Genomic DNA, 17,596 nt, shown 5'->3' on the forward strand with positions numbered 1-17,596 from the left:
AACTCCGCCAATGAATCCTCGCGACAAAACCTATTCTTCAAGCATTGAAGAGGCGACAAATTACATGGAGTGGCTGGCCGACATGGCCCGGCCGCACCTGGGAGAGAGGGTTCTTGAGGTGGGATTCGGACACGGTGCTTTGAACCGAAAACTTGGCCCGTTCAAGGAGTATCTTGGCGTGGACCTGGACGACGATGCTGTGGAGCAGGCTCGACAGACGCATCCAGGGGAAGAGTACCTGGCGGCCGACATAGCCGGGCAGCGGTTCACTGAAGCTCTGGGCGAGCGTCGGTTTGACACTATACTGTGCTACAACGTGCTCGAGCATGTCCCCGATGATGCCGCTGCCCTGGGAAACATGATGCGCGCACTGAGGCCCCAAGGGCGGCTGGTGCTCTTTGTTCCGGCCATGCCGACTCTCTATGGGGATCTCGACCGGCTGGCTGGTCACCACAGGCGCTACACCCTTTCCGTTCTCGCGACCCTGCTGTCTGATCTAGGTAGCGTTGTCCGGCTTGAATACGTCAACCCCCTGGGCGGAATCGGCTGGTGGGCAAACTCCTTTCGGAAACACCGCAGCCTGGACTCGGCCAGCGTTAACTGGCAGATTTGCGTATTCGACAAGTATGGCGTTCCCTTGTCCCGAGCGTTGACGCCCCTGTTCGCCAAGTTTTTTGGCCAATCCATTCTCTGTGTGGTGAAAAAATGATCAGTATCGTTATCCCGGCCTATAACGAGGAGGAGGCTGTCTCCTACTGCGTGAGGCACATTATCAGCGTGTTGGACGCAGCGGATGTGGGACCGTATGAAGTGCTCGTGGTGGCGGACGGCTGTACGGACGCGACAGCGGCCAATGCCGCATCGGCTGGCGCAAGGGTGGTCACCCATCTGCAGAACCAGGGCTATGGACGCTCGCTCAAGAGCGGAATCGAAATGGCGAAATATGACACTATCGTCATCACGGATGCCGACGGGACCTATCCAACGGAGCGAATCCCAGAGCTGCTGGAACTCTACCGGAAGGGGTACGACATGGTCGTAGCCCAGCGAACGGGGCAATACTACAAGGAATCCTGGATAAAAAACCCACTGAGAAAGTCCCTGCGATTCCTGGTGGAGTTCATCTCCGGCAAGAGAATACCTGACATCAACTCCGGCCTTCGAATCTTCTCAAAAAAAATGGCAGTCACTTTTTTTGACCGACTGTGTGACGGGTTCAGCTTCACCACATCCATCACTCTCGCCTATTTTATGAACGCCAAGACAGTAGCCTACCTTCCTGTAGAATATCACAAACGCATAGGGAAAACCAAAGTTCGCCTGTTTTCCGATTCGTTGCGAACAATCCAATACGTGATTCAGGCGGTGACATATTACGATCCGCTGAAAATTTTTCTTCTTCTCTCGCTGGCGACTCTAAGCGTTTCAGCCGTCTGCTTTCTCATGACCTTGGCGCTCAGCCTGGTGTCGACGTTTTACATCGGCGTGGGCGGTGTCATCGCGTCCATTCTGATCTTTGCCATGGGGCTTTTGGCTGATTTGCTCAAACAAATAATGGACAAATAACTGCATGCCCGTCTCGAAAAGAATCCTCCTGCGCAACGCCGTAAGGTCCAAGCTCGATCTTGTACGGCGAAATCCCTCTTCGGCATGGTTCCTTTTCAGATACTATCTTTCCGACATGTTGTGCAAGGATGCCTGCACTGTAGTGTCGTATCCCAAATCCGGCCGGACCTGGCTCGAACAGTTGTTCATCGGGTTAGCCTGTTCGCGCTCCGGGCGCACCGCCCATGCAGGTGACACATATCAGCATTTGGCGAGCAAGTGTGGCATGCCCATGATCCGGTTCACTCACGCCGGGTCCTCATGGGAGAGCGGAAGCCGGGACGCTCGGGAAATCCTCCGCACCATCCACCGCAGCTACGCGAAAAAGGAATTCGTCCTCCTGGTTCGCGATCCTCGCGATGTCCTCGTGAGCAGTTACTACCACATGGTGCACCGCACGGGCATACCCACTCTCGAAGTGAACGACATGATTGATAGCCCCCTGGTGGGTCTCCCCAAGCTGGTGGCATTCATGAACCACTGGTGGGACTACACCCTTGAACACGGCGGCCCTGACCAAGTCGTTCGCTACGAGGAATTACGGGCAAACACCATTGCCACCTTTGAAAGGATATGCGGTTGCGTAGGAATTTCCGCTGCAAAGACCGAATTGGCTGATGCTGTGGAAAACGCAAATTTCGAGAAACTCAAGGCCAGAGAACGCAGGAGCGATGGTTCCAACCCTTGGCTGACCGCACTCGACGTGAAAAACGAAGCTTCATACAAAATGCGCAAAGGCCGGGTGGGAGAATATCGGGAATTTTTCTCCGAAGAACAGCAGGAGCGGATCGACAGCTACATAAAAGCGACTCTGCGAGACGGCCTGGGATACAAATGACAAGGTTCCGGCATCATCGGTACTGGCGCCCGCTGGCTGTGGTCGCCAAGGTTGGCCTTCCACCAGTGGTACTGATATGGTTGGCCTGGACCCTTACAGTGGATCAACGCTTTTCCGGGCTGCGCTTTGACTGGCCCATGGCGGTTTTGGCCGTGGCTCTCTATATTGGGGCACTCTTCTCCAATGCCTTCCGTCTCTCGCTCGTGGTCCGGTCTCTATGCGGACGGCTCAAAGTCTTCGAGGCTTGGAGGATATGCCTGCAGTCGGCATTCTACTTCGTCTTTGTACCACTTTCCGCCGGATTCGACGTGGCACGCTTTGCCAAAATATCGGCGCTGGATTCAGGCTTGAAGCGGCCGAGCATCATCGGTGCCCTGCTCATCGACCGCCTTCTTGGCCTGTCTGTCCCGCTTGTCGTCTTCACTGTCTTGATAGCATGGCCCGGTTTGTTGCCGCAGATAGAGATTGCCGCGGAAACACAGTGGGCGCTTCTTGGCGCACTGGCTGTTCTTTGTTGCATCGGCTTATTGCTGTTGAGCAGATTCACTCTTTGGAAGGACATTGATGGCCTTCTACGAAGCCTTGTCCACAATTCGTCGTCTTTGCTTACAGCCTTGGGGTGGACTGTTTCCGCCCATACATGCCTCTACGCCTCGGTCTGGTGCCTGGCACTGTCTTTGGGAATCAATGCGCCTCTTCTCTACATTGTCGTCGGGTGCGTGTGCGGACTGATTCTCCAAATTGTCCCCCTGAATGTCGGCGGACTTGGCGCGGGGGAAGCTGCTGGGGTTTTTGTGTACAGTTTTTTGGGTTTCGCCATGCACGACGCCGTCCTGCTGGCCCTCCTCCCATATCTTTTTCGGGTTGGCACCGCCGTTTGCGGCGGCATATGGGAATGGCTGAATGGGATTCGCCATGCTCGCGCCGCATTCAAATAGACGGTCCCCGAAAACCCGTTGCGGCTATAACGCCGCCATGGTCGGCTGACTGGACAACACCCGCCCTCCCTCCATGCACACGACACTGGTGGTCACGGCCCGCACCAGCGAATGGTCGTGCGAAACCAGTACGAGGGCAAGGTCGCTGTGTAGAAGGAATTCCTGGACCATGGCCCGTGTCTTGCGGTCCAGATCGTTGGTGGGCTCATCCAGCAGCAGGGCCTTGGGTTTCATGGCCAGGGCAGTGGCAAGGGAGACGATGCGCTTCTGCCCCCCCGAAAGGGTGTGGGTCAGACACCCTTCCAGATGCCCTATGTGCAAGACATCCAGAGTCTCACGGGCGATCGCCAGGGCTTTGTCCAGGGAAAGGCCGACATTCAGAGGTCCGAAGGCCACGTCCTCAATGACCGTGGGAGAGAAAAGCTGATCATCGCAGTTCTGGAACACCAGCCCCACATCGCGCCGCAGGGCGTGGTATTGTCCGGGCTTGCGCACCTCGCGGCCGCCGTGGATCAGCCTCCCTGCGGCCAGGGGCCTCAGACCCACAAGGGCCAGCAGCAGTGATGTCTTGCCGCTGCCGTTGTCGCCGATGACGCCGATTTTATCCCCCGGACCCAAGGCGAATTCCACCTGACAAAGCGCCTGACCGCTTTGATTGGGGTAGGCGAAAGACGCCTCCTCCAGGGCGACGATGGGTACGGTCAAGACACTACCATCCTGTCCAGGACCACCAGTCCGAGTCCCAGGCCAAGCAGAAGCCCCCCAAGACATATCTCAAGGACCCCGACCCGGCCGCTTGTTTGCAGATGCGGAAAACGGCCGACAAAGCCGCGCATGAGCATGGCCTCGTGGATGCGCTGCCCGCGGTCCAGACTCCGAACCAGGGATTGGGCCAGCAAATAACCGAATGTCCGGTAGACATGCAGGCGCAGCCCGGGCCGAAAGCAACGGGCCGCAGCGGATTGACGCATGCGATCCATTTCCTCGGCGATGATGAACACCTGCCGGTAGGTGTAGGTCAGGAGCAGGACGAGCTTTTGGGGAACCCGCAACCGCTGCAGGGCACCGGCAAGTTCAGGAACGGAACTGCTGGCAACGAGACTCAGCAGCACCAGCAGCATGGCGTTGCCCTTGAGAGCAATGCCACAGGCGAGGCGCACACCGTCCAGGCTGAGGAAATGCCACTCTCCCAACTCCTTGGCCGGATAGGTCAGGGAGAGGGCCGCAAAAAGGAACACAAAGAAGATATTTGCATACGCCAACCTGTAAAATATCTGCCGGGTCGGCCTCCTGGCCCAGACCAGAAGCGCGGCGGACAAAGCCAAAGCCAGTGCAAGACTTGCAACGCCCTGCAGGGATATGAGGAGAGGCAATAACCCAAGCGCCAGGAGCAGCTTGACGCGGGTGTCCATCCTGGCAAGCACCCCTCGCCGGGAGTCGGTCTGGCCGTCAGGCAGATTCATGAGGATGCCCCTGAACCGTCATTGTTTTTTGCGGCCCTGCCTGCCTTTGACGAGCATCACCAGACCGGCGAGCCCCAGAATGTAGCCGATACCGCCGACAATGTCCTGCATCCGCGGCCCGTGGTCATTGCGGGAGCGGACCTCGCGGAGCAGCGGAGCAAGCTCTGAGCGCACCGCCTGCCGAACCAGGCCCTCCAGGGCCGAGGTATCCACCGAGACTCCCGACGACGAAGGCTCCGGGACGGAAGCCCCCACCATTTCGCCCTTCGCCTGATCCGGCCGGGGACCGCCGACCTCCCGCGCCGGCAGCAGCCGCTCCACACGGTGGCCAGCCCCGGCATTGCCCACCACGAGCAGGCCGCCGTCTCCAGCAAACACTTCGGGCGGCAAGGCGGCCTCGACAATGCCCTGATCGTCTGCCTTGACCGAAAACAACGCTGCGCCGGTTATCGGATCAATGACGCTCACTATTGCCCCGGATGCCGGGGAACCGTCGCTGAATCCCACCTCGGCGCTGAGTTCGCCGTCCTCGATCCAGGCATTGAGAATCACCTTGTGTGCCAGACACGGCCCTGGGTACAGAATAAGAATCATCAAAATGGCCAGCGCCTTCATTTTCAACATGACTGTCCTCCGGCATTGCCGTGTTGCAGACGGCCGAATCCTGCGAGCAATTCCGGCCGGACCCGGGCGAGAAAACCCACGGCAAACATGGTCACGACCCCTTCAATGATCATGACCGGCAGATGGCCCACGACCACGAGCCTGGCAGTGGTCAGGAACCCTTCATCGCTGAGGGCAAGCGAAAGCGCGGTCATCAGGGCGGTGCCGAAGACCGCGCCCGCTCCGCCGAGAAACCCGGCCACAGCAGCCCTGCCCGGCCCGCCGGCCAGGAGCGGCCGCAAAAGATAGAAGCACAGCACGGCCGGAGCGGCCACATTGACAGTGTTGACCCCAAGGACCGAAAGCCCTCCGAACTGAAACAGAACCGCCTGGAGCAGAAGCGCCACCAGGATGCACGGAAAGGCCACCCAGCCCAGCACCACTCCGGCGATGCCGTTGAGCAGCAGATGCACACTGGAAGGCCCCAGCGGCACATGGATCAGGGACCCCACGAAAAAGGTGGCCGACAGCACCGAGGCGGTCACGATCTTGTCATATTGCAGCTTGCGGTAGCCGATCCAGCAGCCCGCTGCCGTCAGCGCGGCTCCCGCCATCAGAACGGTTGGCGACAGAACCCCTTCGGATATGTGCATGACATCCTCCCGGCTATGCCGTTTCCAGTGCGCGTATGCGGGCGCAAACTTCGTCCAGATGATCCAGCCAGATGGCGCGGAAAGGAGCGTGCTCCAGCGTCCCGGTCACATGCCCCCGCACGGTGAACCCGGCATGTTCCATCCGGCTTTTCCACGAAGAGGCCCCGCTGCCGAAGACATCAAGGTGAACATGATGCCCTGGTACGCACATGAAGGGCAGCAGCCAGACATCCTTGACGCCTTCTGCCTCCAGGTCCGCAATGACATCCCCGCAGGAGGGGCGTCCCATGAGGGTGCCCACGCGGATGAGGGGATCATCGCGCCGCACTCGCTCCTCAAAATCCAGATACCGCTGCTGACCATGATGATATGTGCCGTGCCCCACAAGGACCACGGCCTCGTCGGGACTGCGCTCGGCCGGAATGTAGCCCTGCAACGCCTGACAGGATCGCTCCAGGTCGTGGTCCGAGGAAAGGAGCGGGCCGCCCACCACAACCTCGGGAAACCCCTTGCGCGGATGGCGATAGGCCAGGGCCTGCTCGCGGGTCCAGTGATACTCCACTCCCGGCGTGGTATGCACGGACTGCACGGCCAGATGGGTTACGCCACGGTCATGCAGACGCGAGAGGGCCACGGCCAGGGAATCGCACTCCCTGCCCCGACTGACGAGCTTGCGGCGCACCTTGTGCGCCGTATAGGCCCAGGCCAGTTCCATGTCCGGGTGCCGCTGACGGACCTCGGCCTCAAAGAGGTCGTAGCCCCGCCGGGCCTCATCGATAGCCACGCCAAAAGCCGCCAGCAGAATCCCCGGCTTGTACTTGGGCGGGCGAAGATGGTTGTGGTCGTGGTCGTGATCGTGGTCGTGGTGATCATGACCATGTTCATGATGGCAGCCGCATCGCTCGCCATGTTCGTGCCCATCGTGCCCGAGGGAGGCACGTCCAGGATTCGTCGGGGCATTATCCCGAATGGGGGCGGCATCAAGGGAGTCGTCAGCCATGCGCTTCTCCATACTGCTAGTTGAAAACAAGGCGGAGAAGCGGCTGTGAGGCGGATAATGACAGAAACCACGGCGCTTGCTCCCCTATACGGCAAAAACCCGTTGCCTCGGGGTGGGCGACTGACAGGTCTTCTGGCTCCCTTCCGCAAGCTCCCGGCCTTCCCGTCCGCAGAGGCGGACAGTGGCGTGGTGCAGGGGCTTGTGCCGGCCGACGATCAGGCTGGCAGGAAGGATACAGCGGCGGGTCCGCTCCGGCGTCTCACCGGATTCCCTTTCCAATCTCCTATAGAGAATCAATCGCAGATGGCACTCTACACACCCTGCGGTTCCTGTCAACAGAGGCGCTCCCTCCGGGCCGCAGGCGAAGGCAGGGCTGGTTCCTGAGACGAAGATGTCGTCTGAATACGCCGCGACACTCTGGAAACAGACCCGAAAATCGGCTATGACGAACTTGTGCGAGAACCCTGCGTTTTTGCCCATGAGCACAGTTTACGGTCATGAACACCGAGGAGCCTGATTTTCCGGTCGATTCAGTCAAGCGTGTCAGGGGCGTTCTCCTCGGACGACCGATTTGGGAAGCGAGGTGCGTATGTTGGCAACAACCCTGCAACACGGCCTGGAACAGGCCGGAGTGGTCATCAACGGCCCGAAACCCTGGGACATTCAGGTCCACGACAAGCGATGGTTCAGCCGGGTCCTGCTCGACAAGAATCTCGGGCTCGGCGAATCCTACATGGACGGCTGGTGGGACTGCGACAGGATCGACGAGGCGATATGCCGCCTGCTTCTGGGGGGGATGGAAGACCGAATCAGAGGCGGACCGCGCATCCTCTGGCACCTTGTTCCTGCCGTGCTGTGCAATCTGCAATCCAAGGCCCGCAGCCGTATCATCGCCGAAAGGCACTACGACCTTGACAACGAACTCTTCCTCTCCTTTCTGGACGCCAACCATCAATATAGTTGCGCATATTTTTCCAGCACGGACGATCTCGACGAGGCACAGAAAAACAAGCTGGACCTCATTGCCCGCAAGCTGCAGCTCGCAGAAAACGATCATCTCCTCGACATCGGTTGCGGCTGGGGCGGTTTGGCCAGCTACTTCGCCGCAACCTGCCATTGCCGGGTGACGGCGGTAAACATCTCGCGCCAGCAACTGCAACATGCCAGAAAAATCTGCGCAGGACTGCCCGTCGTCTTCCATGATCGGGACTACCGCGAGGTGAACGGCGTATTCGACAAGGTCGTCTCGGTCGGCATGTTCGAGCATGTAGGAAGGAGGAACTACAGGACGTTCATGAAAACCGTGCATCGCTGCCTGAAGGATGACGGCATATTCCTGCTCCACACCATCGGCGGCAATGCCTCCAAGAGCAACTGCGACCCCTGGATCAACAAATACATCTTTCCAAACGGGATGCTCCCGAGCCAGAAGCAGATCGGCCAGGCCACGGAAAATCTCTTCGTCATTGAGGACGTTCACAATATCGGCCCCCACTACGACAAGACACTCATGGCCTGGAATCGCAACTTCCAGGCCGCGTGGCCTACCTTAAGCCGAAAATACGATGCGCGTTTCAAACGAATGTGGGAGTATTATCTGCTTTCGTGCGCCGGAGCCTTCCGGGCCAGGGACATCCAGGTCTGGCAGATCGTGATGACCAAGCAAGGATGCGGAACCCGACACCCCATATGCAGATAAGACATGCAGGAGCGGGGCACAGGCTCTGACACGCGGGAAAGCCCCCTCCACACTCCATCCTCCGGGCCGGGACGAACCACTCGCCCGGCCCTGTCCGTCCCCTGTGGCTGACGCTCCTGACGCAAGATGTCCAGTTCCCCTTGGCAGACGGGTTGACAAAATCGAACCGCGCAGACTATCAATGGTACGACCATTGTGGCCAAAAAAGTCGTCTCCGCCGTAAAAATGGATCAATTTGCGGGCAAAGGTTCTACCAATGAACAAACCAAATTCGGTGAAGGGCTATTTCATGCCCGTGACTATCGGGCGTGCCAGTGAAGAGGTTTCGCTGCAGATTGAGGCCGCCATCATGGATGGCAGGCTCGCTCCGGGAGAGCGGCTCCCCAGCGAGCGCGAAATGCAGATACTCTTCGGGGCAGGGCGCGGGGTCATCCGCGAGGCCATCAAAACATTAAAGCAAAAAGGGTTGCTCGAGGTTCGCAAGGGAGCCAAGGGAGGTGCCTATGTGCGCAGACTCAATGTTGCCAACGTCTCGGAATCCCTGACCCTGTTCCTCAAGCAACAGCCGGTGGCCCCGGAACAACTCATCGAGTTTCGCGAGACCCTGGACCGGGCCATCACCCAGATGGCCATAGGCCGGGCCGATGCCGAATCCAAAACCCGGTTGTTGACCGAGGCGCGCAAGCTCGAATGGCTGCTGCGCCAGCCGGAACCGGACCTCCACGCCACAGGCGAGCTGGATCGAAGACTCAACCTGATGCTCGTGCACATGGCGGGCAACACCGTCTTCGAGTGGGTCATGCACGCCCTGCAGATGGGTTTCAGCTCCCACGACTACGCCCTGTATGAAGAGCCACACTACCGCGAACGTGCGGCCGCCAATTGGAGCGACACGGCCCAGGCCATTGCCGATGGCGATATCATGCGCGCCCTCTCGCACATCGGCCACCACTATCACCTGCTGCGAGAATGTATCAATGACCGGGGCGACCACAGCCGCCAACTCCCGCCCCCGTTCATCAGCGGACCAACCAACGAAATGGAGAAAGAATGAAGCATTATGACTACATAATTGTCGGCGGAGGCTCGGCCGGGTCTGTCCTGGCCAATCGCCTGAGCGCCAACCCCAAAAACAAGGTGCTCGTCCTGGAGGCCGGGCTGCCCGATTTCAAGCTCGATTTCCGCATCCACATGCCCGCGGCCCTGACCTACCCCCTGGCCGGAAAGACATACAACTGGTGGTATGAATCCGAGCCAGAGCCGCACATGAACAACAGACGCATCTACCAGCCGCGGGGTAAGGTTCTCGGAGGCTCCAGCTGCATCAACGGCATGATCCACATTCGCGGCAACGCCATGGATTATGAAAAATGGGCACGCGAGGACGGCCTTGAGAGCTGGTCCTATGCCCACTGCCTGCCCTATTTCAAACGCTTCGAATGCCGCATGGCGGGAGCTGACGAATATCAGGGCGCTGTCGGCCCCCTCTATTTGACAACACCCGAATGCGACAACCCGCTTTTCGACGCCTTTTTCCAGGCGGTGCAGCAGACAGGCTATCCGGTGACGGATGATGTCAACGGCTACCGCCAGGAAGGGTTTGGCAAATTCGACCGCACCACCTACCGCGGACGCCGCTGGAACGCGGCAAGGGCCTATGTCCACCCGGTCAGGAGCCGCCGCAATCTGACCGTCAAGTGCTTGGCCATGACCACGCGCATTCTGTTTCAGGGCAAACGCGCCGTAGGAGTGGAATACGCCAGGGGCAAACGCAGCTTCAAGGCGTACGGCGGGGAAATCATCTGCTGCGGCGGCTCCATCAACTCCCCGCAGCTGCTCCAGCTTTCAGGCGTGGGCAATGGCCGCCATCTCTCGGCCCTTGGCATCGGCGTGGTCCACGATCTGCCCGGCGTGGGAGAAAACCTTCAGGATCACCTGGAACTCTACGTCCAATACGCCTGCAAGAAGCCGGTCTCCATGTTCCCTGCCCTCAAATGGTACAACCAGCCCTGGATCGGACTCAAATGGCTCCTCGGAGGTACGGGAGAAGCTGCCACCAACCACTTCGAGGCGGGCGGCTTCATCCGCGGCAACGACCGGGTTAAGTACCCCAACATCCAGTACCACTTCCTGCCCATCGCCATCCGCTACGACGGCTCGGCTCCCAACGAGGGCCACGGCTACCAAGTCCATGTCGGCCCCATGAACACCGACGTGCGCGGCCATGTGAAGCTCAAGTCGAGCGATCCCATGGATCACCCTGAGATCCTCTTCAACTACCTCTCAACCGAGCAGGAGCGACGGGAATGGGTCGAGGCCATCCGCAAGACCCGCGAGATCATGACCCAACCCGCCTTTGACGAATTCCGCGGCCGCGAACTGGCTCCGGGCGATCAGGCCCAAACCGATGCGGAAATCCTCGACTTTGTGGCTCGCGAAGGCGAGTCGGCCTATCACCCCAGCTGCACCTGCGCCATGGGCACTCACGACATGGCCGTGACCGATGCCAACCTCAAGGTTCGCGGAGTCGAGGGGCTGCGCGTGGTGGACGCCTCTGTCATGCCCTATGTAACCAACGGCAACATTTACGCCCCGGTCATGATGATCGCGGAAAAGGCTGCGGACATCATCCTCGGCAACACCCCGCTGGCCCCCGAGAACGCGCCCTTCTACCAACACGGCACGGACAGCGACAGGGGTGACGCATGATCAATGGAACCATGTATATCGACGGGAAGTGGACCGGATCGAGCTGCGGCGCGACCCGGCGCATTGAAAACCCCTTTGACGGTTCCGAGGTGGCAAATGTGGCAGAGGGCGGACGCGAGGACGCCCGCGAAGCCATCGCGGCCGCGCGCCGCGCCTTTGACTCGGGCGGCTGGCCGCAAACCCCGGCAGTGGAGCGAGGGCGGCTGCTGGCGCGTCTGGCCGACCTCGTGGAACGCGAGCGCGAGAACCTGGCCCGGCTGGAAACGCTGGACACGGGAAAGACCCTGGAGGAATCGCGCTGGGACATGGACGATGTGGCAGGCATCTTCCGCTACTACGCGGGCATGGCCGACAAGGACGCCGGAGAGATCATCGCCTCGCCCAACCCCGGCACTTCCAGCCGGGTGGTTCGCGAGCCCGTCGGCGTATGCGGCCAGATATCGCCCTGGAACTACCCCCTGCTCCAGGCGTCGTGGAAGATGGCCCCGGCCCTGGCCGCTGGCTGCACCCTGATAATGAAGCCCAGCGAAATCACCCCGCTGACCACCCTCAAAATCACCGAGCTGGCCGAAGAGGCGGGCTATCCCCCCGGCGTGGTCAACACGGTCCTCGGCCCCGGACCGGAAGTGGGTGCGGAGCTTGCCGAGAGCGCGGATGTGGACCTCATCTCCTTCACAGGCGGTGTTGCCACGGGCAAGACCATCATGCGCGCCGCGGCTGGCAACGTAAAAAGGGTCGCCCTGGAGCTGGGCGGCAAGAACCCGAACATCGTCTTTGCCGACGCCGACTTCGACGTGGCCGTGGACCACGCCCTCAACGCGGTCTTCTTCCACGCCGGACAGATCTGCTCGGCCGGAACACGGCTCATGGTCCAGGATGCCTTGCACGACCGCTTTGTGGAGGCCCTCGCCGCCCGCATGAAGCGCATCAAGGTGGGCAATGGCCTGGACGCGGCCACCGAGATGGGTCCGCTCATCTCGGCTGATCACCGTGCCAAGGTGGAACGGTACATCGCGATCGCCAGGCGGGAAGGGGCCACCCTCGCTCTGGGCGGCGGCCGCCCCGAAGACCCGGCCTTGGCAAACGGCCACTTCGTCATGCCCACGCTGTTCACCGACTGCGACAGCCACATGCGCATCGTGCGCGAGGAGGTCTTCGGGCCGGTCATCACCGTGGAACGCTTCGTCACCGAAAAAGAGGCTGTGGCCCGGGCCAACGATACCACCTACGGCCTGTCCGCAGGATTCTGGACACGAGACCCGGATCGCATGGCCAGGGTTTCTGCTGCACTGCGCTTCGGCACGGTCTGGGTCAACGACTTCAACGTCTACTTTGTCCAGGCCCCCTGGGGCGGCTACCGCCAGTCGGGCCTGGGTCGCGAGCTGGGCCGCCAGGGTCTTGAGGAATACACCGAGCTCAAACACATCTATCACAACCACGCCGCCAAGGCGATCAACTGGTTCGGCTCGAAATAGCCCGGCCACAGGCGTGCGCCGTGGCGCACAGGGACGACGGGAACAGTCCCGCCGTCCGATCCCCCCAACCAAGGAGGTTTGATGTCATTTTCCCTCAGGCGGAGCCTGTCCGTCCTCGTACTTGCCGTCGCCCTGTTCACCCTGCCCCCCACCGCGCATGCCGCGCAAAAAATCAAGATCGCCAGCGTTTCCTGGACCGGCGTGACCATCAAGACCGAACTGGCCGTGAGTCTGCTCAAGAGCATCGGCTACGACGCCGAGAACGTAGTCCTGTCCGTGCCAATCGCCTACGCGGCCATGTCCACAGGCGATGTGGACGCCTTCCTGGGCAACTGGATGCCCTCCATGGCCAACGTGGCCGACAAGTTCTTCGACAATGGAACGGTGATAAAATATTCGCCCAACATGCCCGGGGCCAAGTACACCCTGGCCGTGCCCACCTCATGCGCCAAGGCTGGACTCAAGGATTTCAACGATATAGCCAGATTCGGCGACAAGCTGGACTGGAAAATCTACGGCATCGAGCCGGGCAACGACGGCAACCAGATCATCCAGTCCATGATCGACGCCGACATGTTCGGACTTGGCAAATTCAAACTGGTGCAGTCGAGCGAGGTGGCCATGCTCTCCCAGGTCCAATCCTACGCAGCCCAGGGCAAATGGATCGTCTTCCTGGGCTGGTCCCCCCACAGCATGAACGAGCGTATCGACATGACCTACCTCACCGGCAGCACCGAGGAAACCTTCGGCCCGGACGACGGCAGCGCCACGGTCTGGACCAACCTGCGCAGGGGGTTTGCCGAGGACAACCCCAACGTGGCGAAACTGTTTAAGAACATGGTTTTTCCCGTGCCCATGATGAACCAGATCATGACCGCCATCAAGGAGGACAAGTCCCTCAACTTCCGCACCGCCGGACTCAAGTGGCTCAAACAAAACCCGGCCACATGGGAAGGCTGGCTCGACGGCGTGACCACTGCCGACGGCAAACCCGCCACCCCTGTCTTCAAGGCATACCTGGAATCCAGATAGCTCCTGGCCGATCGGCAAGAAGAGAAGCCCCGCAGCAGATGCCGCGGGGCTTTTCCCTGATGTCTTTCAACGCTTCGCCGTCACGGACTCAGGCGAAACTATCCGGCCCTGGCAGCCACCTTGACCGCCTCCTCCACCTTGCCCTGGGCTTCGAGGGCTTCCACCAGGGTATCCCAATAGGCGCTCCGCTCGGGCGAGAGGGCTGCGGATTGCCGGGCCAGGACCTCGGCGATGCGGGGGTCTTCGCCCTGGTCGAGATAAAGCCGGGCCAGCATGTGCATGGCCTGATGATCGTTGTGGTCCGCATTGAGGGCAAGATGCAGGTATTCACGAGTGGCGTCCAGATCGCCCTGGCGGTAGGCCACACGGGCCAGGGGCCGCAGTACCATGCGCTCCCCGCCGGGTTGCGCCGCCGCCTTGCGGTAATGGTTTGCGGCCTTCTTGAGGTGTCCCGCGCCTTCGCACAGGGAGCCCAGGCGCATCAGCGCGTAGACGTGCCCGGGGTCGGCCTTGATGCACTGCCGATAGGCCTGCTCGGCCTTCTTGAGATCGCCCAGCCGATGATTGGCCCAGCCGAGATTGTACAGGGCGAGCACGTCCTTGCCGTTGATGGCTGCGACCTGCTCGAACTGCCGCCGCGCCTCCTCGAAACGACCCAGCTGGGCGTAGCAGATGCCAAGGGAGTTGCGGGCCAGCAGATTGTTTTCGTCGTCAAGCAAGGCGAGCTTGAACTCCTCCACGGCCCCATATATGTCGCCAGCCATGAATCGCCTGTCGGCCGAAAGATTGAGGGAGATGGAATCGAAAACGGCCACACGGGGCTCGGGCAGCAGCAAGGCGTGCTCCAGCGCCTTGCGGCAGTTTTCGAGGATGTCGGCCCGGTCGAAATTGAGGAAGGGATAACAGGCCGAACCGATGGCCACGGAAATGCCCAAGCTATCCGCCGCCAGTCTGACGATCTCCAGCGACCGGGCCCGCAGTGTCGGCCCGTCAGTGCCCTCCTGGAAAAAGACCATCCCCCCCAGTCCGTAACGTCCGCCGAGTGCGTCGTCGCCAAAACCGCCACGCGCCAGGGCGGCCACCTGGGTCATCATCCGGTCCATGGCCTCCTGGTAACCCTCGCCGGTATCCACGGGTTGATCAAGCACGCGCACCAACGAGAGGCCGAAGGTCTCTGGCCCCAGCCGCGCCGAGGCCAGAGCGGAGACAAAATGCCCGTAGCCCATCAGCCGGGTGGACGCGTCCTTGTGCGGAGCGCCTGGCGCACCGCCCTGGCTGTCGGCGAAACCGGGTTCGTCGCCTGAAACCAGCTTGAGTTGGTCGCCGGGCCTGATGGCCACCCCGGCATCGCCCAGATGAAGAATCTCGGCCACGGAACTGTCGGCATGGACCTCGGCCAGGACCACCTCGGCTTTGACCAGTGCCGGATGATACCCTCCGCCTTGAACGGAATCCGCCCCGCCCTGCGACGCCTTGGGTGCCCGAACCAGAAAACGCTGCCCCACCCTGGCTCCGGACGACTCTCCCAGGCTGACACCCACGCGGTTCATGGGCAGAGTGTCAAGAACCCGGCCGCCCTTGTCCAGGATGTCTGCATAGCCGAAAACCCGGTTTCGCCCCAAGTCCTTGGCCACACTCACGGCCTTGCGCGCCTTGCGCACCAGCATTCGCGCCTGCTCGGCCACGGGGCGGCGAAACTGCCCGCCCTCCAGCCCCTGGGGATAATTGACGAACCCCACGCTGGCCGTGATGGTGATGATGTCGTTGGTGATGTCGTCCACAAAGGAGAGCTTGGCGATGCCCGACCGGATGACCTCGGAGAGCTGGAAGCAGGCCCGCGGTTTGGCGTCGGGTACGAGGACGGCGAACTTGTCGTTGGCCAGCCGGGCCACGGTGGTGTACTTGGGGCAGACCAGATCGAGCAGTCGGCCAACCTCGGCCACGATGTCGTCACCTGTCAGAAATCCGTAACGCTCGTTGACCCACAGAAAATTGTCGAGATCCACATAGAGCACGCCAAGGGTGCCCGAGAAAGCCTGCTCCGCCTCGCAGGCGGGCACAGCACCGGCACGGCCCCGCTGCACAGCCACCGCCTCGCCGTTGCGCGAGGCGGCCCCGGCACGACAGGTTCCGGTAGCCAGACACCCCTGAACCCGGTCAACGGCCTTCTCAAGTTCGGCCACGAAGTGGTCGCGGGTGTAGAGTCCTGTCAACTGATCGGTGACGCTCTTGCGGAACAGGGCGATCTTCTCCAGCACGGATGAAGCCAGGGCCACCAGGTAGCGCAAGGACGAGGAAGGCGCCTTGAGCCGCACGCCCTTGGCGATGAAATGGCAAATCAGCCGCCCCTGAAAGATCAGCGGCAGGATCAACTCCCCGTCCTCGCGACGGAACTCGGGCTCGGGCAGGGGATCGACCGGCTCCCTGGGAAAGAACAGGCTGTAGGAACCAAAGGGAAGAAACTCGGCGATGCAATCCTTGATGGCATGCTCGAAGTCGATCAACTCACTGGGAGTGAACGACAGGCTCCCGTCCGCGAAGATGTCTTTTATCGTCCTCATAATCCGAGAGCTTACATTGCACGGGTTTTTAACTCAAATGAAAGTTTGCCCCGGGCCCTATCTCCCCCTGAGGAGGCCTGTGGCCGGGACTATATCAATACATTTGAATATTGACATTCCGACAGAATAGTCATAGCTAGGCCGACAGCTGCCTGACAGCAAAAAATCATCATGCACACCATCACCGATCCACAAGAACTCCAACGACAATGTCTGGCCTGGCGGAGCCAGGGGCTGACCATCGGCCTGGTGCCGACCATGGGCTATCTGCACGAGGGACACATGGCCCTCATGCGCCACGCCCGGCCGCGCTGCGACAAGCTCGTGGTCTCCATCTTCGTCAACCCGAGCCAGTTCGGCCCTGGCGAGGACCTGGACAAATACCCCCGGGACCACGAAGGGGACAGCGCCAAGAGCGCGGCCTGCGGTGCCGACCTGCTCTTCCTGCCCGCGTCCGAAGCCATGTACGCCACGGACCACGCCACCTGGATCGATGTGCCCGAGCTGGGCCGCCATCTGTGCGGAGCGAGCCGCCCCGGCCATTTTCGCGGCGTATGCACGGTGGTGGCCAAATTGTTCATGCTCGCCATGCCCCATCTGGCCGTTTTCGGCCGCAAGGACTGGCAACAAATGGCCATCATTCGCCGCATGACCCGCGACCTGAACATCCCGGTGGAGATCATCGGGCATGAAATCGTGCGCGAGGCCGACGGACTGGCCCTGAGCTCGCGCAACGCCTACCTGGAGCCCGAGGAACGGGCCGCTGCCCCGGCCATCCGGCGGGGGCTTGTGAAGCTGGCCGAAATGCTGCACAAGGGCGAACGCGATCCCAAGGTCGCCAAACGGTTCCTGCATGACGAATTCGCCACCGCCCTGCCCATGGGCAAGGTGGACTACATTGAGCTGGTCGATCCCGAGAACATCACCCCGGTCAGCGCCGTGACCGGCCCTGTGCTGGCGGCTGTGGCCGTGCGAATCGGCAGGGCGCGACTGATCGACAACATTTTGATAGAGGTGTGA

General features: G+C 60.9%; 16 protein-coding genes and 1 riboswitch. Of the genes, 10 read left to right on the forward strand and 6 right to left on the reverse strand.

Features of this window, described 5'->3' with window-relative positions; genetic code table 11:
* The first annotated feature begins 10 nt into the window (after positions 1–10).
* From GKC30_RS13240 to GKC30_RS13255, 4 genes are all read left to right on the forward strand, one after another.
* On the forward strand, positions 11–709 hold the full coding sequence (locus tag GKC30_RS13240; protein ID WP_196772896.1) for a class I SAM-dependent methyltransferase: 699 nt from the start codon (positions 11–13) through the stop codon (positions 707–709).
* Complete coding sequence (locus GKC30_RS13245; RefSeq protein WP_155935447.1) at positions 706–1,566, forward strand: glycosyltransferase family 2 protein; 861 nt, start codon at positions 706–708, stop codon at positions 1,564–1,566. Before GKC30_RS13240 ends, GKC30_RS13245 begins: the two co-directional genes overlap by 4 nt.
* Before the next feature lie 115 nt (positions 1,567–1,681).
* Positions 1,682–2,443, forward strand: a complete 762-nt coding sequence (locus GKC30_RS13250; RefSeq protein WP_231117183.1) for a sulfotransferase domain-containing protein — start codon at positions 1,682–1,684, stop codon at positions 2,441–2,443.
* Entirely contained in the window at positions 2,440–3,381 is a 942-nt protein-coding gene (locus tag GKC30_RS13255) for a lysylphosphatidylglycerol synthase transmembrane domain-containing protein (RefSeq protein WP_155935449.1), read from the forward strand. Before GKC30_RS13250 ends, GKC30_RS13255 begins: the two co-directional genes overlap by 4 nt.
* A 24-nt stretch (positions 3,382–3,405) precedes the next feature.
* On the opposite strand, the gene GKC30_RS13260 is transcribed toward GKC30_RS13255, so the two are convergent.
* Genes GKC30_RS13260 through GKC30_RS13280 form a run of 5 tightly spaced genes read right to left on the reverse strand, consistent with a single transcriptional unit; the run spans position 3,406 to position 7,100 of the window.
* Entirely contained in the window at positions 3,406–4,086 is a 681-nt protein-coding gene (locus GKC30_RS13260; protein WP_196772899.1) for an energy-coupling factor ABC transporter ATP-binding protein, read from the reverse strand.
* Positions 4,083–4,844: a cobalt ECF transporter T component CbiQ gene (gene cbiQ, locus GKC30_RS13265; protein WP_155935451.1), complete on the reverse strand. Its 762-nt coding sequence runs from the start codon at positions 4,842–4,844 to the stop codon at positions 4,083–4,085. The genes GKC30_RS13260 and cbiQ overlap by 4 nt, the downstream gene beginning before the upstream one ends.
* An 18-nt stretch (positions 4,845–4,862) precedes the next feature.
* Positions 4,863–5,468: a NikL family nickel/cobalt ECF transporter subunit gene (locus tag GKC30_RS13270; protein ID WP_155935452.1), complete on the reverse strand. Its 606-nt coding sequence runs from the start codon at positions 5,466–5,468 to the stop codon at positions 4,863–4,865.
* Positions 5,462–6,100: a cobalt transporter CbiM gene (cbiM, locus tag GKC30_RS13275; RefSeq protein WP_155935453.1), complete on the reverse strand. Its 639-nt coding sequence runs from the start codon at positions 6,098–6,100 to the stop codon at positions 5,462–5,464. The genes GKC30_RS13270 and cbiM overlap by 7 nt, the downstream gene beginning before the upstream one ends.
* A 13-nt stretch (positions 6,101–6,113) precedes the next feature.
* A complete protein-coding gene (locus tag GKC30_RS13280) occupies positions 6,114–7,100 on the reverse strand; it encodes a sirohydrochlorin cobaltochelatase (RefSeq protein WP_196772900.1) in 987 nt (328 codons plus the stop codon).
* A gap of 105 nt (positions 7,101–7,205) precedes the next feature.
* Positions 7,206–7,413: riboswitch (cobalamin riboswitch) on the reverse strand.
* Positions 7,414–7,689: 276 nt separating this feature from the next.
* Here GKC30_RS13280 and cfa point away from each other — a divergent pair.
* The 5 genes from cfa (at position 7,690) to GKC30_RS13305 (ending at position 14,015) form a co-directional block, all read left to right on the forward strand.
* Positions 7,690–8,799, forward strand: coding sequence for a cyclopropane fatty acyl phospholipid synthase (gene cfa / locus GKC30_RS13285; RefSeq protein ID WP_155935455.1), 1,110 nt, complete (start codon positions 7,690–7,692; stop codon positions 8,797–8,799).
* A gap of 256 nt (positions 8,800–9,055) precedes the next feature.
* The gene (locus tag GKC30_RS13290) at positions 9,056–9,853 is read left to right on the forward strand and encodes a FadR/GntR family transcriptional regulator (protein WP_155935456.1); all 798 of its coding nucleotides are present in this window, start codon (positions 9,056–9,058) and stop codon (positions 9,851–9,853) included.
* A complete protein-coding gene (gene betA, locus GKC30_RS13295) occupies positions 9,850–11,508 on the forward strand; it encodes a choline dehydrogenase (protein WP_155935457.1) in 1,659 nt (552 codons plus the stop codon). Before GKC30_RS13290 ends, betA begins: the two co-directional genes overlap by 4 nt.
* Positions 11,505–12,983, forward strand: coding sequence for a betaine-aldehyde dehydrogenase (gene betB / locus GKC30_RS13300; protein WP_155935458.1), 1,479 nt, complete (start codon positions 11,505–11,507; stop codon positions 12,981–12,983). Before betA ends, betB begins: the two co-directional genes overlap by 4 nt.
* An 81-nt stretch (positions 12,984–13,064) precedes the next feature.
* Positions 13,065–14,015 carry a glycine betaine ABC transporter substrate-binding protein gene (locus GKC30_RS13305; protein ID WP_155935459.1) on the forward strand — a complete coding sequence of 317 codons (951 nt, stop codon included), beginning with the start codon at positions 13,065–13,067 and terminating at the stop codon, positions 14,013–14,015.
* A 98-nt stretch (positions 14,016–14,113) separates the two neighbouring features.
* Here GKC30_RS13305 and GKC30_RS13310 read toward each other — a convergent pair whose 3' ends face one another.
* Positions 14,114–16,576: a tetratricopeptide repeat-containing diguanylate cyclase gene (locus GKC30_RS13310; RefSeq protein ID WP_155935460.1), complete on the reverse strand. Its 2,463-nt coding sequence runs from the start codon at positions 16,574–16,576 to the stop codon at positions 14,114–14,116.
* 171 nt (positions 16,577–16,747) lie between these two features.
* Between GKC30_RS13310 and panC the strand changes: the two genes are divergently transcribed.
* Positions 16,748–17,596, forward strand: coding sequence for a pantoate--beta-alanine ligase (gene panC, locus GKC30_RS13315; RefSeq protein ID WP_155935461.1), 849 nt, complete (start codon positions 16,748–16,750; stop codon positions 17,594–17,596).

Source organism: Pseudodesulfovibrio alkaliphilus (assembly GCF_009729555.1).
In the GTDB taxonomy this organism is placed as follows: domain Bacteria; phylum Desulfobacterota; class Desulfovibrionia; order Desulfovibrionales; family Desulfovibrionaceae; genus Pseudodesulfovibrio; species Pseudodesulfovibrio alkaliphilus.